The organism is Pandoraea nosoerga (genome assembly GCF_902459585.1).
In the GTDB taxonomy this organism is placed as follows: domain Bacteria; phylum Pseudomonadota; class Gammaproteobacteria; order Burkholderiales; family Burkholderiaceae; genus Pandoraea; species Pandoraea nosoerga.
Genome location: NZ_CABPSC010000016.1, coordinates 1 through 23,701, shown reverse-complemented (window position 1 = coordinate 23,701; position 23,701 = coordinate 1). Strand labels below are relative to the sequence as shown.

24 protein-coding genes are annotated in these 23,701 nt (G+C 66.6%); 6 read left to right on the top strand and 18 right to left on the bottom strand.

What is annotated here, in order from left to right; genetic code table 11:
• Positions 1-37: 37 nt before the first annotated feature.
• The gene (locus PNO31109_RS18340) at positions 38-943 is read right to left on the bottom strand and encodes an SDR family NAD(P)-dependent oxidoreductase (protein WP_150556902.1); all 906 of its coding nucleotides are present in this window, start codon (positions 941-943) and stop codon (positions 38-40) included.
• Between the two features lie 271 nt (positions 944-1,214).
• On the opposite strand from PNO31109_RS18340, the gene PNO31109_RS18335 reads away from it, so the two are divergent.
• The 3 genes from PNO31109_RS18335 (at position 1,215) to PNO31109_RS18325 (ending at position 4,361) form a co-directional block, all read left to right on the top strand.
• A complete protein-coding gene (locus tag PNO31109_RS18335) occupies positions 1,215-1,910 on the top strand; it encodes a TetR/AcrR family transcriptional regulator (RefSeq protein ID WP_150556901.1) in 696 nt (231 codons plus the stop codon).
• A gap of 106 nt (positions 1,911-2,016) precedes the next feature.
• Positions 2,017-3,219 (top strand): formate-dependent phosphoribosylglycinamide formyltransferase, encoded by a 1,203-nt coding sequence (gene purT / locus PNO31109_RS18330; RefSeq protein WP_150556900.1) that lies wholly within the window; start codon positions 2,017-2,019, stop codon positions 3,217-3,219.
• Positions 3,220-3,380: 161 nt separating this feature from the next.
• On the top strand, positions 3,381-4,361 hold the full coding sequence (locus tag PNO31109_RS18325; RefSeq protein WP_150556899.1) for a bifunctional helix-turn-helix transcriptional regulator/GNAT family N-acetyltransferase: 981 nt from the start codon (positions 3,381-3,383) through the stop codon (positions 4,359-4,361).
• Positions 4,362-4,445: 84 nt separating this feature from the next.
• On the opposite strand, the gene PNO31109_RS18320 is transcribed toward PNO31109_RS18325, so the two are convergent.
• The gene (locus PNO31109_RS18320) at positions 4,446-5,441 is read right to left on the bottom strand and encodes a glutathione S-transferase family protein (protein ID WP_150556898.1); all 996 of its coding nucleotides are present in this window, start codon (positions 5,439-5,441) and stop codon (positions 4,446-4,448) included.
• 156 nt (positions 5,442-5,597) lie between these two features.
• The gene (locus PNO31109_RS18315; RefSeq protein WP_150556897.1) at positions 5,598-5,801 is read right to left on the bottom strand and encodes a cold-shock protein; all 204 of its coding nucleotides are present in this window, start codon (positions 5,799-5,801) and stop codon (positions 5,598-5,600) included.
• Between the two features lie 904 nt (positions 5,802-6,705).
• Between PNO31109_RS18315 and PNO31109_RS18310 the strand changes: the two genes are divergently transcribed.
• Complete coding sequence (locus tag PNO31109_RS18310; protein ID WP_244958203.1) at positions 6,706-7,788, top strand: GGDEF domain-containing protein; 1,083 nt, start codon at positions 6,706-6,708, stop codon at positions 7,786-7,788.
• Between the two features lie 20 nt (positions 7,789-7,808).
• On the opposite strand, the gene PNO31109_RS18305 is transcribed toward PNO31109_RS18310, so the two are convergent.
• The 9 genes from PNO31109_RS18305 to PNO31109_RS18265 all read right to left on the bottom strand — a co-directional run bounded on the left by PNO31109_RS18305 (position 7,809) and on the right by PNO31109_RS18265 (position 14,343).
• Positions 7,809-8,756 carry an AEC family transporter gene (locus PNO31109_RS18305; protein WP_150556896.1) on the bottom strand — a complete coding sequence of 316 codons (948 nt, stop codon included), beginning with the start codon at positions 8,754-8,756 and terminating at the stop codon, positions 7,809-7,811.
• Position 8,757: 1 nt separating this feature from the next.
• The gene (locus PNO31109_RS18300; protein ID WP_241013880.1) at positions 8,758-9,453 is read right to left on the bottom strand and encodes a GntR family transcriptional regulator; all 696 of its coding nucleotides are present in this window, start codon (positions 9,451-9,453) and stop codon (positions 8,758-8,760) included.
• A gap of 237 nt (positions 9,454-9,690) precedes the next feature.
• The gene (locus PNO31109_RS18295) at positions 9,691-9,984 is read right to left on the bottom strand and encodes a hypothetical protein (protein WP_150556894.1); all 294 of its coding nucleotides are present in this window, start codon (positions 9,982-9,984) and stop codon (positions 9,691-9,693) included.
• Positions 9,985-10,044: 60 nt separating this feature from the next.
• A complete protein-coding gene (locus PNO31109_RS18290) occupies positions 10,045-10,236 on the bottom strand; it encodes a hypothetical protein (RefSeq protein WP_150556893.1) in 192 nt (63 codons plus the stop codon).
• Between the two features lie 194 nt (positions 10,237-10,430).
• Entirely contained in the window at positions 10,431-10,619 is a 189-nt protein-coding gene (locus PNO31109_RS18285) for a hypothetical protein (RefSeq protein WP_150556892.1), read from the bottom strand.
• A gap of 103 nt (positions 10,620-10,722) precedes the next feature.
• A complete protein-coding gene (locus PNO31109_RS18280; protein ID WP_150556891.1) occupies positions 10,723-10,929 on the bottom strand; it encodes a hypothetical protein in 207 nt (68 codons plus the stop codon).
• A 484-nt stretch (positions 10,930-11,413) separates the two neighbouring features.
• Positions 11,414-11,623, bottom strand: coding sequence for a hypothetical protein (locus PNO31109_RS18275; protein ID WP_150556890.1), 210 nt, complete (start codon positions 11,621-11,623; stop codon positions 11,414-11,416).
• A complete protein-coding gene (locus PNO31109_RS18270; protein WP_241013881.1) occupies positions 11,620-13,260 on the bottom strand; it encodes a glycoside hydrolase family 18 protein in 1,641 nt (546 codons plus the stop codon). Before PNO31109_RS18270 ends, PNO31109_RS18275 begins: the two co-directional genes overlap by 4 nt.
• Before the next feature lie 84 nt (positions 13,261-13,344).
• A complete protein-coding gene (locus tag PNO31109_RS18265) occupies positions 13,345-14,343 on the bottom strand; it encodes a winged helix-turn-helix domain-containing protein (protein ID WP_150556889.1) in 999 nt (332 codons plus the stop codon).
• Positions 14,344-14,638: 295 nt separating this feature from the next.
• On the opposite strand from PNO31109_RS18265, the gene fghA reads away from it, so the two are divergent.
• Positions 14,639-15,493: an S-formylglutathione hydrolase gene (gene fghA / locus PNO31109_RS18260; RefSeq protein ID WP_150556888.1), complete on the top strand. Its 855-nt coding sequence runs from the start codon at positions 14,639-14,641 to the stop codon at positions 15,491-15,493.
• Positions 15,494-15,555: 62 nt separating this feature from the next.
• On the opposite strand, the gene pdxY is transcribed toward fghA, so the two are convergent.
• The 5 genes from pdxY to PNO31109_RS18235 all read right to left on the bottom strand — a co-directional run bounded on the left by pdxY (position 15,556) and on the right by PNO31109_RS18235 (position 22,323).
• Positions 15,556-16,413, bottom strand: coding sequence for a pyridoxal kinase PdxY (gene pdxY, locus PNO31109_RS18255; RefSeq protein WP_150556969.1), 858 nt, complete (start codon positions 16,411-16,413; stop codon positions 15,556-15,558).
• Positions 16,414-16,559: 146 nt separating this feature from the next.
• Complete coding sequence (gene fusA / locus PNO31109_RS18250) at positions 16,560-18,656, bottom strand: elongation factor G (protein ID WP_150556887.1); 2,097 nt, start codon at positions 18,654-18,656, stop codon at positions 16,560-16,562.
• Between the two features lie 239 nt (positions 18,657-18,895).
• Positions 18,896-20,539: a methyl-accepting chemotaxis protein gene (locus PNO31109_RS18245; RefSeq protein ID WP_150556886.1), complete on the bottom strand. Its 1,644-nt coding sequence runs from the start codon at positions 20,537-20,539 to the stop codon at positions 18,896-18,898.
• Positions 20,540-20,903: 364 nt separating this feature from the next.
• Positions 20,904-22,007, bottom strand: a complete 1,104-nt coding sequence (locus PNO31109_RS18240) for a WD40/YVTN/BNR-like repeat-containing protein (RefSeq protein ID WP_244958202.1) — start codon at positions 22,005-22,007, stop codon at positions 20,904-20,906.
• A 46-nt stretch (positions 22,008-22,053) separates the two neighbouring features.
• Positions 22,054-22,323: a MoaD/ThiS family protein gene (locus PNO31109_RS18235; RefSeq protein WP_150556884.1), complete on the bottom strand. Its 270-nt coding sequence runs from the start codon at positions 22,321-22,323 to the stop codon at positions 22,054-22,056.
• Between the two features lie 444 nt (positions 22,324-22,767).
• Between PNO31109_RS18235 and PNO31109_RS18230 the strand changes: the two genes are divergently transcribed.
• Positions 22,768-23,130 (top strand): hypothetical protein, encoded by a 363-nt coding sequence (locus PNO31109_RS18230; RefSeq protein WP_206111178.1) that lies wholly within the window; start codon positions 22,768-22,770, stop codon positions 23,128-23,130.
• Between the two features lie 65 nt (positions 23,131-23,195).
• Here PNO31109_RS18230 and PNO31109_RS18225 read toward each other — a convergent pair whose 3' ends face one another.
• Positions 23,196-23,384: a glycine zipper 2TM domain-containing protein gene (locus tag PNO31109_RS18225; protein ID WP_150556882.1), complete on the bottom strand. Its 189-nt coding sequence runs from the start codon at positions 23,382-23,384 to the stop codon at positions 23,196-23,198.
• Between the last annotated feature and the right edge of the window lie 317 nt (positions 23,385-23,701).

The window sequence follows — 23,701 nt, the reverse complement described above, 5'->3', positions numbered from 1 at the left end:
CTCGGACGGTCGCTCATTCATTCACTCACTCACTTACTTATCGCTTACCCGGCGATTCGGCGGCGACAGGACGCGCAGCATCGCGGCGTTGGCGCGGCGCACGCGCCATGGCGGTGCGCCGGTACAGCCGGACCACCAGCGCCTGGTAATACGCGCCGAGCAGCCGTGCGAGCTTGTCCACGCGTCGGGCGTCGGCGCCAACGAGCACGCGGCGCGCATTGCGCTCCACCCCCGCCAGGATCTGTCGTGCAGCGGCGTCCGGGCTCGTCACGTCGATGAGCCGGTTCGCCCGCTTGCGATGCGTTTGCGCGTCGAGCCCGGTGAATGCAGCCATGCTCTCGTCGATGCGCGAGGTCTGCACGATGTTGGTGGCCACGCCGCCCGGATGCACGCACGTGCATGAGACGGGCGAGCGCGCCAGATCGAGCTCCATGCGCAGCGCTTCGGTAAAGCCCCGCACGGCGAACTTGCTCGCGTTGTAGGCGGACTGGGTGGGCATGGCGATGATGCCAAACAGGCTGGACGTATTGACGATATGGCCGTCGCCACTCGCCGTGAGCGCGGGAAGGAACGCCTGGGTGCCGTGTACGACGCCCCAGAAATTGATGTTCATCAGCCACTCGAAGTCCTCGTGCCGCGCGGTGGCCACCGGCACCGACAGCGAGACGCCCGCGTTGTTCAAGAGCAGGTTCACCTTGCCGTGGGCGGCGAGCGTGTCGTTTGCCCAGGCGAACACGGCCTGTCGATCGGCGACATCGAGCCGCTGCGACGTGACGCGCGCGCCGAGCGCCCGACACGCCTCGGCGGTGCGGGCGACGCTGGCTTCGTCGATGTCCGAGAGCGCGAGGTGGGCGCCGCGGCGCGCGAGTTCCAGCGCGAGCGAGCGCCCCATGCCCGAACCGGCCCCGGTGATGGCCGCTACCTTGTCCCTGAACGTCTTCATTGTGCGTCTCCCTGGATTCCCGCCGGGCAGAGTCCGGAGTGCGTGCCAGCAGGTCGCTGGCGTGTCCGGCATCGTCGGATGCCGACGAGGCATGATGGCTGACACCGACTTTCGGCAACGTCCGGCAACGTCCGGCAACCGTCGACAACTGATGGCCACGGGCGTGAGCGGTGGTACGTGTCGAGCGGCGAATGTGACGGCGCGTGTTGCCATAAGGGCGTCGCCTATAATTTGGTGTTGTGCGTCACCACTTTAGTTTTCCGCTTCCGTGATGTCAAATAACGAAATGGAACAAGGACTCGAATCGAAGGAAGCCGCCCCGGGTGAAGCGGCGTCTCGTGCGACCGACGGCCCGAGGGCGCGCGGGCGGCGCTATGGCGGCGTGGCGCAGGCCGAGCGCGAGTCGGCGCGTCGCACGGCGCTCATCGACGCGGCAACGCAGGTTTTCGGCACCGTAGGCTTTCGGCGCGCTACCGTGCGCGCGGTGTGCCGTCTGGCAAAGCTCAACGATCGGTATTTCTATGCGGCGTTCGAGAACCTGGAGGCCTTGCTGCAGGCGACCTACGCACACCACGCGCAGGCCCTGCTGCGCCAGTTGCAGACGACCATCGCCTCGAGTCCGCCCACGCTCGACGCGCGCATCGACGCTGGCCTGCACGCCTTCTTTTCGTTCCTGCGCAGTGCGCCCGCGGCGCGCGTGCTGCTGCTCGAAGTCATGGGCGTGAGTCCGCAGACGGATCTCGTCTATCAGCGCTATATCTTCGAATTCTCGAAGCTGATCCTGGGCATGGCCGATGCGCCGCCGCCGGCGCACGAGGAGGCGCAGGCGCAAGCGCGGATCGTCGGCCTGGCGCTCGTTGGTGCGATGACCCACGCCGGCACGGCGTGGGTGCTCGCCGGCTATCAGGACAGCGAAGCCCGCATGGTGGCGAGTTGCCGTCGCGTGCTGCGCGGCGCGCTGACGTGAATTCGCAGACGGCGCGGCTACAATACGTCTTTCGCGTATGACGCGCCGGGCGTGCACCTCGGCAAGCGTCGATGCTTCCCCATTTCTTACTCTCCAAAGGTCACAAATGACCACTATCGGAACCCCGCTGTCGCCGAGCGCGACGAAGGTCATGCTGTTGGGCGCCGGCGAACTCGGCCGCGAAGTGCTGATCGCGCTGCAGCGCCTCGGCGTCGAGACGATTGCCGTCGATCGCTACGAGAACGCGCCCGGCCAGCAACTCGCGCATCACTCGCGCACCATCACGATGACGGACCCCGAGCAGTTGAAGGCCCTTATCGAGGCCGAGAAGCCGGATCTCGTCGTGCCCGAAATCGAGGCGATTGCCACACCGATGCTCGAGGCGCTGGAGGCGGACGGCGTCGTGCGCGTAGTCCCGACAGCGCGTGCGGCGCGCCTGACGATGGACCGCGAAGGCATTCGCCGTCTGGCCGCCGAGACGCTGGGGCTGCCCACGAGTCCGTATCGGTTCTGCGATTCGCTCGAGCAATTGCAGGCGGCGATCGACGGCGGCATCGGCTATCCGTGCATCGTCAAGCCGGTGATGAGCAGTTCAGGCAAGGGACAGAGCAAGATCGACGGCCCCGAGGACGTCAAGGCCGCCTGGGACCATGCGATGGCGGGCGGGCGCGTGAGCCACGGGCGCATCATCGTCGAGGGCTTCATCGACTTCGACTACGAGATCACGCTGCTGACCGTGCGCGCACGCGGTGCCGACGCGCAGATCGAGACACACTTTTGCGCGCCCATCGGCCACAAGCAGGTGAGCGGCGACTATGTCGAGAGCTGGCAGCCGCATCCGATGTCGTCGGTCGCGCTCGAGCGCGCGCGCGTGATTGCGCGCGAGGTCACGAACAACCTCGGGGGGCAGGGCATCTTCGGCGTGGAACTGTTCGTGAAGGGCGACGACGTGTGGTTCAGCGAAGTCAGTCCGCGCCCGCACGACACGGGCATGGTCACGATGATCACGCAGTGGCAGAACGAGTTCGAGCTGCATGCGCGCGCCATCCTCGGCTTGCCGGTCAACACCACGCTCAAGACGCCGGGCGCCAGTGCGGTGATCTACGGCGGCGTGGATGCAACGGGAATCGTGTTCGACGACGTCGAGCGCGCGTTGCAGGTGCCGCGCACGGACCTGCGTCTGTTCGGCAAACCGGAGAGCTTCGTCAAGCGGCGCATGGGCGTGGCGCTCGCGTATGACGACGATCTCGACGTGGCGCGCCGCAACGCGCTCGAGGCCGCCAGTCGCGTGAAGCCGCGCGCGCTGTGAGCACACGCGCCGCGCGCCCCGCACGAGGCGCCGGCCCGGGCGAGTCAGCAGGAAAGGCGCCGCGAGGCATTTGCCCCGCGGCGTTTTTTTTGTTTTCATGGTTGTATGTTGCAACCATTAAGTTGTAATGTGCAACCATGTGAACCGAGGAGCGTATTCCCATGGCTGTCGATCCGTCTCTGGTGGAAGCGCTTCGCGCCGTCTCGCGCGAAATGGTGCGCGAGCTGGGATTCATGGGCGGCGCGTTTGCCGGCACCGACCTGTCGCCGTCCGCGGTGCATGCGTTGATCGAAATCGAGAAGTGCAGCAGGCGAGGCAAGGCGGGAATTTCGGCGCGCGAGCTCGGCGCGTTGTTGCGACTGGAGAAGTCGAGCGTGAGTCGCATGCTGCGTAAGCTCGTGGCCTCCGGCGACGTGAAGGAGACGGCCGCCGCGCACGATGCTCGCGTCAAACTCCTGTCGCTGACGGCGGCCGGCCGCAAGCGTGTGGCGGCGGTCCATGCATACGCGCGGGCGCAGGTCGTCGAGGCGTTGGGACGTCTGAAGCCCAATCAGGGCCGCGCGGTGCTCGAAGGCATGACGCTATACACGCGCGCACTGGCCATCGCCCACGACGGCGACGCGAGCGCGGCGTATGCCGCACCGATCGAACTCGTGCGAGGCTACTGCCCCGGACTCATCGCTCGCATCACGGAAATGCACGCGCGCTACTACGCCCGCGAGGCGGGCTTCGGCCAGCGGTTCGAATCGGTCGTGGCGAGCGGTCTCGCAGCGTTCTGCGATCGTCTCGCGAATCCGCGCAACGCGATCTGGACGGCGCGGCAAGCCGGCGAAATCGTCGGCTCGGTGGCGATCGACGGCGAGGACCTCGGCGAGGATTTCGGCAACGGCGCCGCGCATCTGCGCTGGTTCATCATCGACGACGGCGCGCGCGGCGCGGGGCTGGGGCAGAAGCTGCTGGACGCCGCGATGGCGTTCGTCGACGAGAAGGGGGTTGCGCAGACGCATCTCTGGACGTTCTCCGGTCTGCATGCGGCGCGACATCTCTACGAGACGAGGGGCTTTGTGCTCGTCGAGGAGAAGGCCGGCGAGCAATGGGGCAAGGCGGTGCTGGAACAGCGTTTTGTAAGGCGCCGGCCGTAATTCAGGCGCCATCGCCCGGCGAAGTCGCCGCGTCCGGGCTTGCGAAGGCATGAGCGGTGCTGCCTGCTGGCGCGGCGTCTTGTCTCAGGGCCGCTCCATCGTGATCATCTGCGTGCGGCCATGGGGCGCATCGAAGTCCAGCAACGGTCCGGTGGGCACAATGCCGGTCGGGTTGATCGCGCGATGGCTCTCGTAGTAATGGCGCTTGATGTGCGCGAAATTCACCGTGGCGGCGACGCCGGGTTGTTGATAGATGTCGCGCGTGTAGGCCGAGAGATTCGGGTAGTCCGCGATCCGTCGCAGGTTGCATTTGAAGTGACCGGCGTAGACGGCATCGAAACGGATCAGCGTGGTGAACAAACGGATGTCCGCTTCGGTCATGCGCTCGCCGGTGAGAAAACGTCGCGTGGCGAGGTGCGCCTCGAGCCAGTCGAGCGTCTCGAACAGCGGCGTGACGGCTTCTTCATAGGCGGCCTGCGTCGTCGCAAACCCGGCCTTGTAGACGCCGTTGTTGAGCGCGTCGTAGATGCGTGCATTGAGCCCGTCGATTTCCTCGCGCAAGGCGAGCGGGTAGTAATCGCCCGGAATGGCGCCGAGACCGTCGAATGCGCTGTTGAACATGCGCAGGATCTCGGACGATTCGTTGCTCACGATCGTGCTGCTTCGCATATCCCACAGAACCGGGACGGTCACGCGTCCGGTGAACCTCGCGTCCGCGGTGAGGTAGATGTCGCGCAGGAAACGGGCATGGCGCACCGGATCGCCGGTGACTCCGGGGCCGGGGTCGAACGTCCAGCCGTCGTCGAGCATCAACCAGTTCACGACCGCAATGGGCACCATGTCCTGCAAGCCCTTGAGGGCACGCATGATCAGCGTGCGATGCGCCCAGGGACAGGCGTAACTGACGTAGAGTACGTAGCGATCGCGCTCGGCGGGAAAGCCGAGGTCGCCGCTCGGACCGGGTGCGCCGTCGGGCGTGATCCAGCGTCGGAAGGTGGCGGGGTGGCGCTCGAAGCGCCCGCCGCTCGCGCGCGTGTCGTATCCGTCGGTGTGCCACTGTCCATCGACCAACAAACCCATTGCGTACCTCCGGATGGCTGCACAGAGAGACAAGGCTTCAGCATACCCGTAAACGAAAAAACCCCGCCTGAGCGGGGTTTTCATTTCGGACGCGCCCGAGGCGCTGTCCGTGGTGCATGGGTCGCAAACGCGACCGCTCAGCGAATCATCCGAGGCTTACAGCGGCTGGATGTTGCTGGCCTGGCGGCCCTTCGGTCCCATCTTCACTTCGAAGCTCACCTTCTGGTTTTCCTGAAGCGACTTGAAGCCCTTCACTTGGATTTCCGAGAAGTGTGCGAAGAGGTCTTCACCCCCTTCGTCCGGCGTAATAAAACCAAAACCCTTGGCGTCGTTAAACCACTTGACGGTACCAGTTGCCATTTCTTAAATCCTTAAAGTTTTCAAATGAGCGAGCGAGAAGCTCAGCGAGCGCATGACATTAAAGCTGATCAGGTACAACCGAGGCGACGCAGAGGGCGACATTAGATGAACACAAGACTCGCCATACAACGTTCATGCACCCCCTTTTTTTACGGGAAAGGTGGGAAGGTGTCAAGCAGGGAAACTTTTAAATCCTTGATCCACGCCGGTTTCCGGCCATCTTTCGCTGCAATGCGACATTCAGTTGGTATTGCCGGACGACCGGTCTTGCCGACATCGAGATGTCATGCACGACGTTTAGGCGTTCGCATCGCTTCCGATGTGCCGGAACGGGGCGCCATGTGATGCCGGGCGCCGCAGGCCCATTGTCGGGCAGCATGCCGCCGATCCCGACGACGCGCACAACGACTTGCCGGAGTTCCATCGAGATGTCACGGCGCCACGCGGCCAGTCGCAAATCGGCGGGTGACGTCGCGGCGTGGCGATGGGGCAGCCGTGGTTCACTATGACGCGGCACAACTTCATGCGCGCGCCCGCGCGTCATGACAAGCCGTCGGCCGAGCGCGCGGCAGACGGCGCATCATGGGTGAGCGGGCGGCACGAGATTTGTGCGATGCGGCACCCGTTTCATGCGGCGTACACGCAACGTAGGTATTTTCCCTAGGATTCGGCGCAAACCGCGCCACGACTTGATTTGCGGGCGGCACAATGCTTTCTCGCGACCCTTAAATTCGGTGAGCCAATGCCGTTAACGGCCTCATGGCTTCATCTCGGGCAGGAGTGCACGCGGCGCGTGTCTTCCGGTCCGGTGCATGCGACCCGGGGCATCACCGGGTGCAAAAGCACGATGCCGGGCAAGCACGCGATGCGGCCGCGAAGTGCCGCGCGTCTTCCGAGACCTTCCGTGGCAACCAACCAGGCACCGACGCTCGACTCTCTGCAATCGCTGCTGGCGACGGTTCAGCGCAACGAGCGTTCGCTAAAACGTTTTCAGGACATCGAACTGGCCCTGATGGGCGCGCCGGATTTCGGCCAGTTCCTGGAAGTGGTGCTCAATCGTCTGCGTCACGACTTCGACCTCATGGGCGTATGGCTGATGCTCGCCGAGGTCGACGACACGCTGCGCGACCTCATCGACACGGCCGAGGGCGCCCGCGCCCTCGATGCCGGCCTGTGCATCGCCCAGGACCCCGACACGTTCCAGGCGGTGTGTGGCGACGGGCAACTCTGGATCGGTGCCCCGCGCGAGCGCCACGCGGCCTTGTTCGGCGCGCGCCCGCCCGCGAGCGCCGTGGTCATGCCGCTTGCCCGCAATGGCCGCTGCATGGGCGTGATCGCATTGGGCAGCCGCGATGCGCGACGCTTCGCTCCCGACATGGCCACGGACTTCCTCGAGCGCTTCGGGGCTGTCGTGGCGGTGTGCCTGGAGAACATGTGGAACCGCGAGCGCCTGAAGCGCATCGGGCTCACGGACCCGCTCACCGGCTTGTCGAACCGCCGCTATTTCGATCAGCGTCTGCGTGAGGAAGTGGTGCGCGGCGCGCGCTATGGAGCGCCGCTGGCGTGCCTGCTCATCGACATCGACCATTTCAAGCGAGTCAATGATAGCCACGGCCACGCAACGGGCGACCGTGCGTTGCGCGCCGCGAGCGTGTGCATGCGGGCGCAGTTGCGCGTGACCGATACGCTCGCGAGATACGGCGGAGAGGAGTTCGCCGCGCTGCTCGTGCAGACCGAGCAGAACTGGGCGGGGACGGTGGCAGAGCGCGTGCGCCGCGCGGTCAAGCGTCTCGAAGTGCCGGACGACGAAGGCGCGCTCGTGCCGCTCACCATCTCCATCGGACTGGCGAGCGTGGACCCGCGCGACATCGCCGACCCCGAAAGTCTTCCGATGCGCCTGCTCGGCGCCGCCGACGCGGCCCTGTATGCGGCCAAACGCGGCGGGCGCGACCGCGTCGTCGTCGCATCGGCGGCGAGCTTGCGCTGAGCCGCGCCCCCGGCGCGCCGCTATTGCGTGCTGAGCCAGCCGATCAGCAGCGACACCGTCACTACCGAGAGCACCGTGGACACCAGAATCGCGCGCGATGCGACGGCCGCCTCGCGCCCATACAACTGCGCCAGCATGAAAGGCCCCGTGCCGATGGGCAGCGCCGCGAGCAGCAGCGCGCTATGCGCCCACACCGCCGGCAGATCGAACACGCGAAACGCGAGCAGGGCGGTGATCGCGGGCTGAAACACGAGCTTCAGGCCGACGAGCCGCCCTACGGCCCGTGAGACGCGCGGCTGCCGGGCCGCGCCGCTGCTTTGCGCCAGAAACATGCCGATGGCAACCAGCGCACAGGGGCTGGCCGCGCCGCCGAGCAAGGTCGTGAAATGCACGACTGAATCGGGCAGCGTAATGCCCACGGCCGCCACCGCCATGCCGACGAGCGGCGAGACCACGAGCGGGTTACGCGCCAGGGCGCGCGAGACGAAGCCCGCGGTGCGGCGCCAGTTCGGCGTGGCCTGCAGGTCCGTCTCGATGATTGCGATCGAGATCGCGAAGAGTACGGTGGCGGTGAGCAGCATGGCCACCACGACCGCCGGCACGCTCGCAGGTCCGAACGCCACCAGACACAGCGGCAGTCCCATGAAGCCCGCGTTCGGATAGGCCGCGCCCATGCCTTCGATGCTGGCGTCCGTCAGCCGCCCGCGCACGGCACGGTCGAGCAGGAACGAGAGCGCGAAGGTGGCGGCCATGCCGCCGCCGAACGCACCGAGAAAACCGGGGTTCACGAGCTCGGCCCACGTGATCTGCGCCATCGATTGGAACAGCACGGCGGGCAGCGCGAGATAGACGACGAAACGGTTGAGCGCGTCGAGCGCGGTCTCGCTCAGCCATGCGCGTCTCGCGCATACGTAGCCGAGGAAGATCAACCCGAAAACGGGCAGGGCGGCGGAGATGACGGCTTGCATGTCAGCGTGACTCCGCCAGGCGGGCGAGCCATTCGCGACGTGCGTTGCCGCCGTCGGCCTCGGTGTGCTCGCGTGCCGCGGTCTCGGCGCCTTGCACGTCGCCTGCCGCAATGCGCGCGACGATCTCGCCGTGCTCGTGCCAGACGACCTCCTGCATCGGCATGGCGTCGAGCGTGGCGGCCATGGCCCGCATGATGTGCGGCCATTGCGGCGCGAGCGTCTGCGCGATCAACGGGTTGCCCGAGGCGTCGTGCAGCGCGGTATGGAAAGCCACTTCCACGCGGACCTGACTGGCCATTGGCGTGCCTCGCGTCACGGCCATGCCGGCGGCGACCGCGGCGCGCAGACGGTCCAGTTCCGCCTTGCCGAGCGTGCCGCTCGCCATGCGTGTGGCCGCAAGGCGCGCTGCCAGCCCGTCGAGCGCCGTGCGGACCTGATAGAGCGCGCGCAGATGGTCGGCGTCGATTGGCGCCACTTCGAGGCCCTGGCGACCGCTGTCGCACACGAGGCCGTCGCGCTTGAGCAATTGCAACGCATGGCTGACCGGCTGACGCGAAACGCCCAGCGAGTCGGCCAGCTCGGCCTGTCGGATGCGCTCGCCGGGGGCCAGTGTGAGATCGGCGATGGCGTCGCGCAGGCGCGCGTACACCTGGTCGATCAGGACCGGCGTGCTCGCCAACGGCGCTAGCGGCGTCAAGGGCTCGAGCGGAGATAGCGAAGCGGCAGGAGCATCGACAGGGAGAGGGCCGGCGGGCGCGGGATTTGACATGGGCGGCCGGCAGTCCGCCGGTTGGTGTGATATCTGGAATTCCGAATTCTACGCCGATAGACGAAAAACCGGACGATTTTTTGCGAGAAGGGAAAGACGGCGGGACCGTGGGGGCGGCAGACGAGTCGCGACGCCTCGCTTTGCTGCAATGACTCGCTCGGCGGATTACTCGCTCGGATCGAGCTCCGGCGGCGAAATGGGCGCGGCGCGCGCGGGAACCTGAAGCAAGGCCTGCATGGTCGTGCGGGTGCGTTGCAGCCGGTGCGCGAGCGCCCAGGCGTCGGCCTCGCGCTCGAACAGGCCGACGACCAGATGGCCCTCGCCGGCAAAACCGTCGGAGAACAGGCCGATGTTCTTGGCGATCATCTCGCTTGCGCGCTCGACCGACACGGTGTACTGACGTGGCGAGCGGTACTGATTGATGACGACGGCGAAGGCGCGGGAGAACGCGTCGGACATGCGAAAGCCTCCTCTGACGGCGGTGCGCAATGCCGGCGGCAAGTCGCAAATCGACGGCACTCACATGGCGTTGTACTTCCGGTGATTGTAGGCGATGCGCGCGCGGGGCGTCCGGATAAAACGATGACGGCCACTGGCGGGTTCGTCACGTAAAAAAATGCCGCCGAGCGGGGTCGGCGGCGCAACAGAGAGGGTGACAGCGCAACCGAAGTTGCCGTCGATCAGCTTAGGCCGGGGTGATGACAGCGGCATGACCGTCGGGTCGGGACGCTGCCGTCCGCGCGAAGCCTGTTCGGGGGGAGGGGCTCGGGCGGCCGGGCCGGGGTTCGGCGGGGCCGTTCGCATGCCGCGACATTTTTCGGAAAAAGCACCCAGTGCGCCCAGTGCGCCCGGTGCGCCCGCCAGCAGCCATTCCGTTAGTCGACGTGCGTCCAAGCGTGCGCAGGCTACACGAGCACGGGCAGCGCTTCCACGACCAGCAAGGCCGCGAGAGCCCCGACCATCGCGCCCACCGCCCGCAGGCTGTAGCGCGTTGCACGGGTGGTGGCCGGGATACCGCCGACCAGTAGCGCACCGGCCACTGCCATCGGCAGGAACAACGTCAGGTCGTAAAGATTGAAGTGGAATGTGGGCATCTTTGTTGTCTCCTCGCCTGAATTGCCATTCCACTATAGGACGGCAGCGAGGGATGCCCAAGTTTGGTGCTGTGCAGCATGTTGCGGCGCCGCCAATGACGCGTCAGTCGTCCTGCCGCACGGCGTGCATCTTGCGCCGGGCGTTCCATATGGCCATGTCCTTGCGCGTCGGTACGCGCTCGTTCACGCTCATATCCGCGGGCTGCGCGTGCGCGGACGGGATAGCGGCGCCGGTCGCTTCGCTGCGCGCCTGCACCATCATGACGAGCGTAAACAGCGAGGCGGCAAGCGCCAGCAGAATCAGCTTCATAAAGGCCCCCGGGTGAATCTCTGGTATCTGATCGATGTCATGCATCGCCCTCGTCCTGGCCGCTCTCGAAACGGCGAGCGTGCCGGCGATGGCGCGATGCTTCTGTTTTTGCACGAATGGAACCGCACTACGGGACTGCACTACAGGACTACAGAGCGGCGTGGCCAGGCGAATGCCGGTGCGTCGGCTGCGCGGCGTTCTGCCATGCGCGACGCATCATAGCCGGCGATTATGACAGCGCTGGTGGCGGTAAAAAATTTCATCAACGCTCAGGTCGCCACGGCATCCCGCCCTTTAACGTATAGCGACGCTCGCCGCGAAAAGTTTAGAAATCGTGACAGTTTTTTTTCATTTCACGGCCGCGCGGCGAACGCAGGACGAACGCAAGATGAAAGCCGGGCGAACGCGAGGCGCCAGCGCCGTCGCGAAAGGCGAGGCCGCCCGCCGGGACCTCCCGGAGAGCGGCCCGCCTTACAGCTCAGGGTCAGGGTTGGGGCGAGACGCCATCGGCGCGCGCGCCCGACCCGCGCCGCCGGGCGTTCTCTGGCAGCGCCACGGCGGCCAGCGAGGCGAGCGCCGCGGCGGCCTGCGCGATCTCATGCATCGTGTCAGGCGAAGTGCCGAGCGCGACGGCCAGTCCCGTGATTCCCGCCCAGGTTGACGGCTCGAGCAGCCGCGAGAGAATGAAGCTCATGATCCGTCTCCCGGCGGCGCGTCGAGCGTGGTCCTGCCGCTGAAGTAGAACCTGGACATGTCGATGTTCGAGACGCTCGCGCGCTGGCCCAGACCCTCGTGTGCCGCGTTGGCGAGCACCCCGTTGTCCTGATCGATGGTCCAGGTAAACAGACCGCCCAGCCCGTTGCGGCGAACATATTCTCCCTTGGCTCGCACGGTGCGCGGCGTGTCGAGCGACATGAACAGCCCGCTCGAGGGCTGGTACAGGAAGTCCGCATCGGCGATCGTGTCGGTGTACAGCACGAAGCCGTTGCGCGCGGCCCCCCCTTCGAGATCGAGATAGTTCGTCAGCACGTCGTAGTATTCCGTCGAGCCCGATTCGAAGGTGCCGGTCGTGATGCCGTCCCCGGGCGAGTAGGTCCCGGCCAGCGGCGACACCTGCGCGATCTGCGCCTGGCAGGCGTTGCGCGAGTACGCCGCGTACCCGATGTGCACCTTGGCGAGCGGCACGCCGGCCTGGCGCAGCCAGTTCACCGCGCGGTCGATCGAGAAACGGTCGGCCGCCGTGGGATCGGTGTCGTGCAGATTGGTGTGATGCCCGAGCGCCGGCGCCCAGGGCGTGCCGAAGAAGTCGTAGGTCATCAGGTTGATGCGAGACACGCCTGCGGCCAGCAGGCCCGGCAAGTTCGCTTTCTCCATGTCGGCGACGCTCGCCGAGGCCGCAATCGAGATCTGCACGTCCTTGCGGCCGGCCGCCGTGAGCGCCTTCTTCAGGTCAGCCACGAGCGCGGCGTAGTTTGCGCCGTCCGAGTCGTCGTAGACGTTGCCCGTGTTGCCGGGCGAGCCCGGGTATTCCCAGTCGAGGTTGATCTCGCTGAACATCGGAAAGCGCTTGAGCAGGTCGACCACGCTCGCGCAGAACGTCTTGCGCCGCGAAGCGCTCGCCGCCATGCCGTGGAAGGCCTGGCTCATCGTCCATCCGCCGATGGCCAGCGCCAGCTTGAGCGCCGGGTTCTTCGCGTGCAGCAGCCGCAGCCCGCCCAGCACGCCCTGGGCGCGCGACTGCTGGAACATCGGCATCACGTCGTTGCCGACCCAGCCCGAGAAGCCGCAATTGCGGTAGGCGAGCACGTCGCCCCAACTGTCGACGAACGTCGCCTGATCGGGGCGACGGGAAAAATCCACGGCGGCGCGCGCGATCGTCTGCGCCTTCTCGCCCGCGTCGCCGACAATGCCGGCGAAGCCGACGATCAGCCGGTCGTATGCGAACGGGTCGAGCAGCATGAGGTCGACACCGCGGCCCGCGGCTTCGTTGCTGAAGTCGCCGTCGAGCCGCCCGTCGTATTGCGACCAGTCGGTGTAGTAGCCGGACAGCTCGAAGGCGTTCTTCGAGTAGCGGTTGTAGACGCGGCGCGCCATGCGCGCGGAGGTGTACGAAAGTTGTGTCGTACTCGTCGACGGATCGAAGCCGTTTTGTGCGTAAGTCGTCTGCGTGGCGCCATCGTGAGGATCGGCGGCGTACACGAGTTCGCCGGGCGTTTCGTCGCGCAGCGGGGGCTGCGGGGGGAGCGGTGCGGCGGTGCCGGTGACGTTGTTGGTGACGGTGTCGGCAAGGGTGGCCGCACGCGGGCGGCCCTGCATCGTGGTGTCGGACATGGCATGACTCCTGAGAGTGAGTGGATCGGCGCCGTGGCCGCGGCGCAAGTGTCGCAGCAGCGGCACGATCAGCGTCGCGGCGGTTCAGCGCCCCGGCCAGCGCAAACGGCGTGTCAGGCACGTCAGCCACGCGCTTGCCGAGCGCCGGCAGGTACGCAGCCAGACGAGGCGGCGCGGCTCGCGGGCGCCGGTGACAGGCGCGGCGGTGCAAGCCATGTCGTTGCAGGGCACGAAGCGATAGCCCCGGCGGGGCACCGTCACGATGTGCCGCTGCAGACCGAGCGGGATCAGCCTGCGGCGCAGCCGTGACACGACCTGCATGAGATTGGTGTCGTCCTGGTCGGGGCGGTTGGGCCAGAGCAGCGCGATGAGCGCACGTTTGTCATGCACGACGCCGGGCGGCGAGTGCAGCGCGCACCATAGTCGGTACTCGATCTGCGGAATGCGCACGGCCACGCCGTGACGATGCACTTCGCCGTGACCGTCGCGCGCCACGCAGTGCTGCAGCGCATGGTCAGGCGACGCCGTCGCGAAATGGTCCGCCCGCGGGTCGACCCCCGGGTCGGCCCGCGCGTTGGTCCACTGGTCGAGCCGCCGGTCGGTCCGATGGTCGGTCCGGTGGTCGGTCCGGTGGTCGGTTCGATGATCGGTTCGGTGATCGGTTCGGTGATCGGTTCGGTGATCGGGCCGAGCCGAGCCGTCGTGCAGGGCATCGTGCCGGTCACCGTCTGCGGCGACACCGGAAGCGGGGCATCGCGCCGGCGACGTGTGCGATCGCCCATCCGCGCGGGGCGCGTCGAAGCGGTAGCCCACGCGCGCGACGGTCACGATGGTGCGCTCGAGGCCGAGCGGGGCGAGCGAGCGTCGCAGGCGCGAGACGAGCTGCACGAGCGCGGCGTCTTCCATCCATTGCGCACGGCGACCCCACAGCGCTTCCATCAGCGCACGCTTGCCCCATGCGGTGCCGGCGCGCGCCGAGAGCAGCAAGAGCAGACGCTTTTCCTGCTCGGACAATCGTGCCGCGATGCCGTCGCGTTGCACGAGATTGGTGACTTCGTCGAGATTGAAAGGTGACATCGGCATGGCGCGCTCCTTGTCGGGAATCCGGGAGGCCAACCGTAGCCATGCGCGTTCGCCTGTCGCAAGGCAACAAGCGCGTCAAAGGTACGCGCGACCCGTGCCTTTGACCGCGGCGAACGTGCCGCAGCGGCGATGGCGCGCACGCCTCGCTCGTCGCGTGCCGGGCGGTGTCACGCGCCGCGGTGCGAGGTAAGATAGACGCCATTCGCTGCCATCCGGCGCCATCCACCACCGTCTGCCACGCAGGTTGCGACCAAGGCGCTGAGGCCCCACTTCTCGAACACTCCCGGACTTCGCCATGCTCGAACTCATTTCCGAACACCGCTGTTTCGGTGGCGCGCAACGTTTCTATCGTCACGACTCGACAGCCATCGGCCTGCCAATGCGCTTTTCGGTGTTTGTGCCGCCGCAAGCGCGCGACGACCGCGCGGTGCCGGCGCTGTTCTACCTCGCGGGACTCACATGCACGGAAGAGACGTTCATGATCAAGGGCGGCGCCCAGTGGCTCGCCGCCGAGCATGGCGTGGCGCTGATCGCCCCGGACACCAGTCCGCGAGGTGCGGGTGTTCCCGGCGAGACGGACGCTTGGGATTTCGGTGTCGGCGCGGGCTTTTATCTCGATGCGACCCAGGCGCCGTGGTCGACGCACTACCGCATGTACAGCTATGTCGCCGACGAGCTCTACGCGCTCGTGACGCGCACGCTGCCCATCGATGCACAACGCATTGGCATCTTCGGTCATTCGATGGGCGGCCATGGCGCGCTGACGCTCGCCCTGCGCAATCCTGACAAATTCCGTTCCGTGTCGGCCTTCGCGCCGATTGCCGCGCCGATGCAGTGTCCGTGGGGCGAGAAGGCATTCACGCGTTACCTCGGCGCGGATCGCGAGGCCTGGCGCCAGTACGATGCGAGCGAGTTGATCGCGCAGGCGGGGCGGGCGGTGTTCCCGGGCGGCATTCTGATCGATCAGGGACTCAACGACCAGTTTCTCGAGGCGCAACTGCATCCGCACCTCTTCGAGCGTGCATGCCGCGAGGCGGGGCAACCGCTCAATCTGCGCCGTCACGACGGCTACGACCACGGCTATTACTTCATCCAGACGTTCATGGCCGATCATCTCTCGCATCACGCCGAACATCTGCGCGCGTACTGACCGGCCGGGGCGCGCGCGCCCGGACTTCTGCCCGGAATGCCCCCGGGCAACGCAGCGCCGGTTCAGACCGGCCGCGCCTCGTAGTGGCGCGGCGGCGCGACGATCTGGTCCTGCGCCTGCACGATCTCCAGTTCGTAACGGCCGGCGAGATGCGTGACGTTGAGCACCGCGTCGACGGCCGCGAGCGTGTGCTCGAACGCGGCGCGAATCGAGTCGCCCCTGAGCAGCCGCGCGAGAAAGATACCCGAGGTGAGGTCGCCCACGCCCACCGGCTGGCGCGCGAACGGGTAGAGCGGGCGCGAGCCGTGCCACGCCTCTTCGCGGGTCACGACGAGCATGTCGAAACGATCCGCCGGCTTGCCCGAAAATTCGAGATGCTTGACGAGCACCACCTTCGGCCCGCGCGCGAGCAGCGCGCGGCAGGCCAGCACGGCGTCGTCGAACGTATTGACCGGATGCTGCGCGAGCTTCTCCAGCTCGAGGTGATTCGGCGCCATGATGTCGGCCGCCTCGGGCATGTGGTCGACGAGGTATTGCTCGATGCCCGGCTTCACGCGGCATCCTTTCTCGGGATGCCCCATCACCGGATCGCACAGGTAGATGGCCGCCGGATTGGCCTGCTTGACGCGCTGCACCGCCGCGAGCACAAAGCCGGCCTGCTCGGGGGCGCCCAGGTAGCCCGAGAGTACGGCGTCGCAATTGCCCAGCTCACCGATGTCCGCAATGCCTTGCACGAGGCGCAGGATCTCGTCGCTGGGCAGCGCCTGGCCCGTCCATTTGCCGTATTGCGTGTGATTCGAGAACTGTACGGTGTTGATCGGCCAGACGTTGACGCCGAGACGGCGCATCGGGAACTCGGCGGCACTGTTGCCGGCATGGCCGAACACCACGTGCGACTGGATGCTGAGGATGTTTTTCATCATGACGAGAGCGAGGCAAAGATTGACGCCCGCGAGCGGCGCGTTCCCATCCGAGGACGAGGCCGTGCCGGGCGCGGGCGTCGTGGGGCGCGTCGGCGGGAATGTCCGGCGTGTGCGACGCCGCGACGCTCCCGCCGTTCGGCCGCTTACTTCTTGGCCGAGATGATCGCGTCGGCCACGTTCTTCGGGGCTTCGGCGTAGTGCTTGAACTCCATGGTGTAGGTGGCGCGGCCCTGGGTGAGCGAGCGCAGCGACGTCGAATAGCCGAACATTTCGGACAGCGGGACTTCGGCGCGCACGATCTTGCCGCCGCCCACGATGTCGTCCATGCCCTGCATGATGCCGCGACGCCCGGACAGGTCGCCCATCACGTTGCCCATGAATTCCTCGGGCGTCTCGACTTCCACGGCCATCATCGGCTCGAGCAGCACCGGGTCGGCGCGGCGCATGGCTTCCTTGAACGCCATCGAGCCGGCCATGCGGAACGCGTTTTCGTTCGAGTCCACGTCATGGTAGGAACCGAAGGTGAGCGTGACCTTCACGTTGACGACCGGGTAGCCTGCCACCACGCCGCTGTTGAGCGTGTCGCGAATGCCCTTGTCCACGGCTGGAATGTACTCTCGCGGCACCACGCCGCCCTTGATGGCGTCGACGAACTCGTATGGCTTTTCGGGGTCCGGCTCGAGCGTGATCACCACGTCGCCGTACTGGCCGCGTCCGCCCGACTGCTTGACGAACTTGCCCTGCACGTCCTCGACTTTCTTGCGCACCGTCTCGCGATAGGCCACTTGCGGCTTGCCGACGGTGGCCTCCACGCCGAACTCGCGGCGCATGCGATCGACGAGAATTTCCAGATGCAGCTCGCCCATGCCGGAGATGATGGTCTGTCCCGATTCCTCGTCGGTCTGCACGCGAAACGACGGATCTTCCTGTGCCAGACGATTGAGCGCGAGGCCCATCTTCTCCTGGTCGCCCTTGGTCTTCGGCTCCACGGCCTGCGAGATCACCGGCTCGGGGAACTCCATCTTCTCCAGAATGATGACGTTCGCCGGATCGCACAGCGTGTCGCCGGTCGTGGCTTCCTTCAGGCCCACGGCCGCGGCGATGTCACCCGCGCGCACCTCCTTGATCTCCTGGCGCGTATTCGCGTGCATCTGCAGAATGCGGCCCAGGCGTTCCTTCTTGCCCTTGAGCGGGTTGAGCACGGTGCCGCCCGACTCGATCACGCCGGAATACACGCGGAAGAAGATCAGCTGGCCGACGAACGGGTCGGTCATGATCTTGAAGGCCAGAGCCGAGAACGGCTCGTCGTCGGAGGGATGGCGCTCGACTTCCTTGTCGTCTTCGTCGTGGCCGGCAATGGCGGGCACGTCGACAGGCGAGGGCAGGTAATCGATCACGGCGTCGAGCATGGCCTGCACGCCCTTGTTCTTGAACGCGGTGCCGCACAGCATGGGCACGATTTCGCCCGCCACGGTGCGCTTGCGCAGGCCTTCCTTGATCTCCGCTTCGCTGAGCGTGTCGCCGCCGAGGTATTTCTCGAGCAGCGCCTCATCGGCCTCGGCCGCCGCCTCGATCATCTTCTCGTGCCATTCCTGCGCGGTATCCCTGAGGTTCTCGGGAATGTCGATGTACTCGAACTTCACGCCTTTGGACGCCTCGTCCCAGACGATGCCCTTCATCTTCACGAGATCGACCACGCCCTGGAAGTTGTCCTCGGCGCCGATGGGGATCTGGATCGGCACGGCGTTGCCGCGCAGACGCTCGTGGATCTGCTTGTGCACGCGGAAGAAGTCGGCGCCCACGCGGTCCATCTTGTTGACGAACGCGATGCGCGGCACCTTGTATTTGTTGGCCTGGCGCCAGACGGTTTCCGACTGCGGCTGCACGCCGCCGACCGAGTCGTACACCATGCACGCGCCGTCGAGCACGCGCATCGAGCGCTCGACCTCGATCGTGAAGTCGACGTGGCCCGGCGTGTCGATGATGTTGATGCGATGTTCGGGATAGTTGCCGGCCATGCCGCGCCAGAAGCAGGTGGTCGCGGCCGACGTAATGGTGATGCCGCGCTCCTGTTCCTGCTCCATCCAGTCCATGGTGGCAGCGCCTTCGTGGACTTCGCCGAGCTTATGGTTGACGCCGGTGTAGAACAGGATGCGCTCTGTCGTCGTCGTCTTGCCAGCGTCGATGTGAGCGCTGATGCCGATGTTTCGGTAGCGCTCGATGGGGGTCTTTCGGGCCACAGTACACCTCTTTTCCAGACGGTGGGGAAAAAGCATAGCAGCAGCCATCATACTCCAATGTCGCAATGCCGCGCTGGGCTCGGCATCGCCCCCAAGACCAGCAGCCACGGGGTTTTCGGCGCGTGCTGGCGGCGCCGCGGCGCGTCGGCGTGGTGGCGGCGGCGCCGCACTGGCGTCTGCATGGACCGCCTGCATGCACGCCTGCATGGGCGTGCGTCCGTGCGCGCCGCCGGCCGGTCTCAGGCGGCGTTGCGCGGACGCGCGAAGTCGAGCACGGCGCCGCGCGGACCTCGGGCGGCCTGCGTGTCGCCCTCGTTCGAAGCCGGCGCCTCGTCGTTGCCGGCCAGCCGGAAGACGGCAACCGCCTCGCGCAGCTGACGCGCCTGGTCTTCGAGCGAGCCGGCCGCCGCGGTGGCCTCTTCCACGAGTGCGGCGTTCTGCTGCGTGACCTGATCCATTTGCATGACGGCGGTGTTGACCTGTTCGATGCCGCCCGACTGTTCGGCAGAGGCGGCCGAGATCTCGCCCATGATGTCGGTCACACGCTGCACCGCCTGCACGATATCGGTCATCGTGCGCCCGGCATTGCGCACTTGCGACGATCCGTCCTCGACCTGGCTCACCGACGTCTCGATGAGCGCCTTGATCTCCCGGGCGGCGGCAGCGCTGCGCTGGGCGAGCGTGCGCACTTCGCCGGCGACCACCGCGAAGCCGCGACCCTGCTCGCCGGCGCGTGCGGCTTCCACGGCCGCATTGAGGGCAAGGATGTTCGTCTGGAAGGCGATGCCGTCGATCACGCCGATGATGTCGTTGATCTTCGCGGAGCTGGCCGCGATCTCCTGCATCGACGTCACCGCGCGCTCGACCACACGTCCGCCTTCGCCGGCGATCTCCGAGGCATTGATCGCGAGCTGACTCGCCTGACGCGCGTTCTCGGCGTTCTGGCGCACCGTTGCCGTGAGCTCCTCCATCGACGACGCCGTCTCTTCGAGCGAGGCCGCCTGCTCCTCGGTGCGCGCCGACAGATCCGTGTTGCCCGCAAGCAGTTCTCCGGACGCGGAGGCGATCGCCGCCGTGCCGCTGCGCACGCGCCGCACGATCCGATCGAGGCTTTCATTCATGTGTTTGAGGGCTGCCATCAGTTGACCCGTCTCGTCGCGGCTCGTCACTTCGATGCGGCTCGTGAGGTCGCCTTGCGCCACGCGTTCGGCCACCTGCACGGCGTGGGCGATCGGGCGCGTGATGCTGCGCGTGACCGACCACGCCGCACCGATGCCGACGACAGCCGCCGCGCCGCCAATGGCGGCGAGCAGCCATTTGGCGAACGCGATGTCGGCGCTCGTCGAGGCCCCGGTCGCGTCGACGATCTTTTGCTGCAGCGCCACGAGTTCGACCGATTCCGCCTGCATCGCGTCGAGCGCGGGCAGCGCGTCCTTTTCCGCGGTGGCGAGCGCGGCCTCTCGCTGATCCGCTTTTAGTTGCGAGATGACGGTGTTGCGTGCCTTGAGAAATGTCGTGTTGTGTTGCCGGATGGCCGCGAGCAACTCCTTGCCCTGCGCCGAGCTCACGTACTTGTCGAGCACGCCCTGGGCGCGCCCGATGGCCGCCAGGTTCTCGTCGATGTGCCGATCGAACGCGTCGCGCTGCGCGGCGTGCGTCGCGCTGACCGCCTCGAGCAGACGGCGCGCGTTGCTGCGCACCATGGCGTTGATGGTGTGCGCGGCGTCCGCCTTGGCCCAGGCGCTCGTGATGAGCATTTCGTTCGCACGCTCGATGGCGACGAAGCGCACCAGCGTGATGGCGAGCATGGCAAGCAGAAGGATCAGCAAGGTACCGAATCCGATGGACAGTCGGGTCCGGATTTTCAGGTCGGCGATTCGCATGAGCAAAGACTCCATTGAGTGGTTTGATGCCGGGACGACACGCGAGACGTGACGTCGCCGGCGTTGCGGAGTGGTCGCCGGTTGCCGTGCAACGCGTCGAAACGAGGAGTGACGCACGACGCGCCATTGGCCCACGCGCCGAGTTCGATACGTTGGAGGTGCCCGGCGACGCGTGACGGGGATTCGACAAAGCCTGTCCGTCTACCTTCGTATACGACTTGGAATACGATATCTGAAGGTCTCCGACGGGGCGGCGAGCGGAAGTCCGACGCGACGGACGCGTCGGATTCCTACACAGACAGCGGGCGAATCCGACGCGGCGGGTGTGTCGGACGAGCGAGCCGGCTCAGACGACTCAGGCGACTCAGACGAAGCGGACGGCGTAGATGGGGGGCAAATGTGCGGACACACATTGCCAGCGTTCGCCCGCACTTTCGCTGATCCACAGCGCGCCGGTCGTCGACCCCATGGCGAGCCGGCGGCCTGTGGCGTCGATGTCGAGGCCGTGGCGATAGACGAGGTCGTAGGACGGCACTTCGGGCAGTCCCTGTGAGAGCGACGTGAACGATTCGCCGCCATCGCGCGTGCGCGTGACGACCAGACGTGCGTCGACCGGAATGCGGCAGGCGTCGCGCTGCGCCGGCACGAACCAGGCGACGTCGGGGTCGTGCGGATCCACGGCGACCGCAAAGCCGAAGCTCGACGGCGACGCATGAATGCGCCGCCACGACGCGCCGTAATCGAGCGAGCGGAAGATGCCGTTGTGGTGCTGCGCCCACAAGGCATTCGGGGCGTCGCGACATTGCACGAGCCGATGCACGTCCTGCGCGTTGGGGTCGAGCCGGCGCTCCGGCGGCATGTAGTCCGCCTCCATGCCCAAGGCCGCGAGCGTCCACGTCCGGCCGTCGTCGCGCGTGCGCCAGACACCGCCGGTCGACACCGCGACCATCACCTGGCGGCTATCGTGCGGGTCGATGCAGATGGAATGAATGCCGGCGTGGTCGTAGCCGCCGCCCATCCATTCGGCGCGCTCGGGACGATCCCACAGACTGCGCACGAGTTGCCAGCTGCGACCATGATCGCCGGAGCGAAAGAGTCCGCCCGGGATCGTGCCTGCCCACAACACGCCGGGTGCGTCGGGGCCGGCTGCTTCGAGCGACCACAGCAGGTCGACGGACGGGGCGGGCGTGTCGGGTTGGACTGGCGTCTGCGGATCGAATGCGGGCGGCGCGAGCTCTGTCCAGGTGTTCGCCTCGCGCCCGCGGCACCACAGCTTGACGCCGAAGTGCCCGAGGTTGAGCGCGGCGTAGTCGGTGCCGTCGCGCGCATCGTGCAGCACCATGCTCACCGGTTCGCCCGGAAAGTCCGGCGTGCTCGACGCCATGTGCCACGCATCACCTTCGCGCCGCCAGGTGAACAATCCCTTGCGAGTGGCGACCAGCAGGGTCGCGCCGTTGACATGCTCCACGGTCTTTCTCCTTGGCTCGCTCGCGTCTGCTTCGAGACCCGCGCGGTCATCCCCCCGAGAGCGCCTGCGCCACGTAGACGTGGCTTGCATCGCCCAGTGCGTCGCTCAATGCCCGGCGATCGCGAATCAGCCTGCCGTCGACGAAGACGGCGACGTGCGGGCGCAGCCGGCCCTGGTCGTTGAACAGATATCCGCGCAACGCCGGGGCGCGCGAGATGCATCGCGCGAGCGCGTCGTGCACCGTGGCGCCGTCGACGCGTTGTTCGTCGATCGGCACGTGTCGTTGGATCGCGGGTGCAAACGTGACGGTGGCCATGCCCTTGCGTTGCGATTGCCATGAAGGCAACCGGGTCTGTGCGTTCCGATGAGCGTAAGGCTTCCAGTGTAGACAATGAGGAGCATTCGTACACTGGGCGTTGCACCACTGTTGCGCGCTTGCTGCGCTATGTCGCGGCGGGGATAACGCCCGTGCGGCCTCCGGCATGTTCCGCACGACAGCGCGCGCCGTGAGGCATGGTGCGGTGCATCGAAGATGCGCCGGGGCGCTTGGCTCCCCACGCCGTTGGCGGATCTCCCGATGCGCAAGACGCGATTCGGCGCCCTTTGCATGACGAGCTGCGAGTCTCGGCGCCCGTGGAGCGTCGTCGCGGGGTGGGGTATCGCATATCGGACACTCCCCAATCCCATTCACCTCGTTATTGTTCACCATTATCGGAGTGCCCGCGCGCGCAGTGCCGCAGGCGATCACTCGGAGGAGACCATGGCGAAGGGCAAGGGGCGAGACATTGGCATGGGGAGTTGGTCTGACGCGGCGATCCGGCGGCAGATGCAGCTGCACAAGGCGGGCGAGCCGTCGCAGACGGACGACCCAAAGGTGGCGCGTCCGCCGGAGCGGGCGAAGTGCGAAGGGCACTTCGTGTGGACGTTGCGGCAGGCAGCGTTCATCGGCCGCGACGACGGCACGCTCAGAGGCGGGCTACGGCACTACGTGACCTGTACCTCGCAGGCCAAACGCTACGACAGCGTGGCGCAGGCCCGCGCAGCGGCCGAGGCGATTCCGGGCGACGTGCTGATCATGTACGGATATGGCCCGAACTGGCCGCTTTATATCGTGGGGAAGTGACGGCGCGAACGAGGTGTTCGCGCCGGATACCGTGGGGGAGGGCAGACCAGGGATTGACTTGCGGCTTACTTGCCCAGTTCGTGGCCGATCACGCCGCCCACGACGGCGCCGCCGATAGTGCCGGCCGTGCTGCCGCCGGTCGCTTCGTGGCCGAGGTAGCCGCCGGCCGCGGCGCCGCCGAGTGTGCAGCCGAAGATGGACGAACCCATGACGAGCGCGGTAATGACAACGAGAATCGACTTCGTCGCTTTCATGATGAGTCTCCTGTTGCGAGGACCGACGTGGGACGCACGCCGGCATGAGTCCAGCTTAGCGGGCGCACCGGAGGCGCAATATCGGCCACGACTGAATCGGGTGTAGGAATTGGACGACAGTTTGCGGCGCGCCGCCGCGCACCATGGGGGGCGGCGTCCGTGCGTGGTGACGGGGGAGGAAGATGCACGAGTGCGGGCGGAAACAACAAGGGCCGCACGTCGTGCGGCCCTTGCGCTACCTCTGGTGGGGCGTGAGTGACTCGAACACTCGACCTACGGATTAAGAGTCCGCTGCTCTACCAACTGAGCTAACGCCC

Coding starts and splice junctions, on each gene's coding strand:
- PNO31109_RS18295 (WP_150556894.1), bottom strand. CDS start 9,984: ATGTCCGACGCGTTCTCCCGCGCCTTCGCCGTCGTCATCAATCAGTAC.
- PNO31109_RS18275 (WP_150556890.1), bottom strand. CDS start 11,623: ATGAGCTTCATTCTCTCGCGGCTGCTCGAGCCGTCAACCTGGGCGGGA.
- purT (WP_150556900.1), top strand. CDS start 2,017: ATGACCACTATCGGAACCCCGCTGTCGCCGAGCGCGACGAAGGTCATG.
- PNO31109_RS18285 (WP_150556892.1), bottom strand. CDS start 10,619: ATGCCCACATTCCACTTCAATCTTTACGACCTGACGTTGTTCCTGCCG.
- PNO31109_RS18305 (WP_150556896.1), bottom strand. CDS start 8,756: ATGCAAGCCGTCATCTCCGCCGCCCTGCCCGTTTTCGGGTTGATCTTC.
- PNO31109_RS18235 (WP_150556884.1), bottom strand. CDS start 22,323: ATGGCCACCGTCACGTTTGCACCCGCGATCCAACGACACGTGCCGATC.
- PNO31109_RS18280 (WP_150556891.1), bottom strand. CDS start 10,929: ATGAAGCTGATTCTGCTGGCGCTTGCCGCCTCGCTGTTTACGCTCGTC.
- PNO31109_RS18340 (WP_150556902.1), bottom strand. CDS start 943: ATGAAGACGTTCAGGGACAAGGTAGCGGCCATCACCGGGGCCGGTTCG.
- pdxY (WP_150556969.1), bottom strand. CDS start 16,413: ATGAAAAACATCCTCAGCATCCAGTCGCACGTGGTGTTCGGCCATGCC.
- PNO31109_RS18325 (WP_150556899.1), top strand. CDS start 3,381: ATGGCTGTCGATCCGTCTCTGGTGGAAGCGCTTCGCGCCGTCTCGCGC.
- PNO31109_RS18225 (WP_150556882.1), bottom strand. CDS start 23,384: ATGAAAGCGACGAAGTCGATTCTCGTTGTCATTACCGCGCTCGTCATG.
- PNO31109_RS18265 (WP_150556889.1), bottom strand. CDS start 14,343: ATGCCGATGTCACCTTTCAATCTCGACGAAGTCACCAATCTCGTGCAA.
- PNO31109_RS18320 (WP_150556898.1), bottom strand. CDS start 5,441: ATGGGTTTGTTGGTCGATGGACAGTGGCACACCGACGGATACGACACG.
- PNO31109_RS18315 (WP_150556897.1), bottom strand. CDS start 5,801: ATGGCAACTGGTACCGTCAAGTGGTTTAACGACGCCAAGGGTTTTGGT.
- PNO31109_RS18270 (WP_241013881.1), bottom strand. CDS start 13,260: ATGTCCGACACCACGATGCAGGGCCGCCCGCGTGCGGCCACCCTTGCC.
- PNO31109_RS18335 (WP_150556901.1), top strand. CDS start 1,215: ATGTCAAATAACGAAATGGAACAAGGACTCGAATCGAAGGAAGCCGCC.
- PNO31109_RS18290 (WP_150556893.1), bottom strand. CDS start 10,236: ATGCCGCTGTCATCACCCCGGCCTAAGCTGATCGACGGCAACTTCGGT.
- fghA (WP_150556888.1), top strand. CDS start 14,639: ATGCTCGAACTCATTTCCGAACACCGCTGTTTCGGTGGCGCGCAACGT.
- PNO31109_RS18245 (WP_150556886.1), bottom strand. CDS start 20,539: ATGCGAATCGCCGACCTGAAAATCCGGACCCGACTGTCCATCGGATTC.
- PNO31109_RS18230 (WP_206111178.1), top strand. CDS start 22,768: ATGGCGAAGGGCAAGGGGCGAGACATTGGCATGGGGAGTTGGTCTGAC.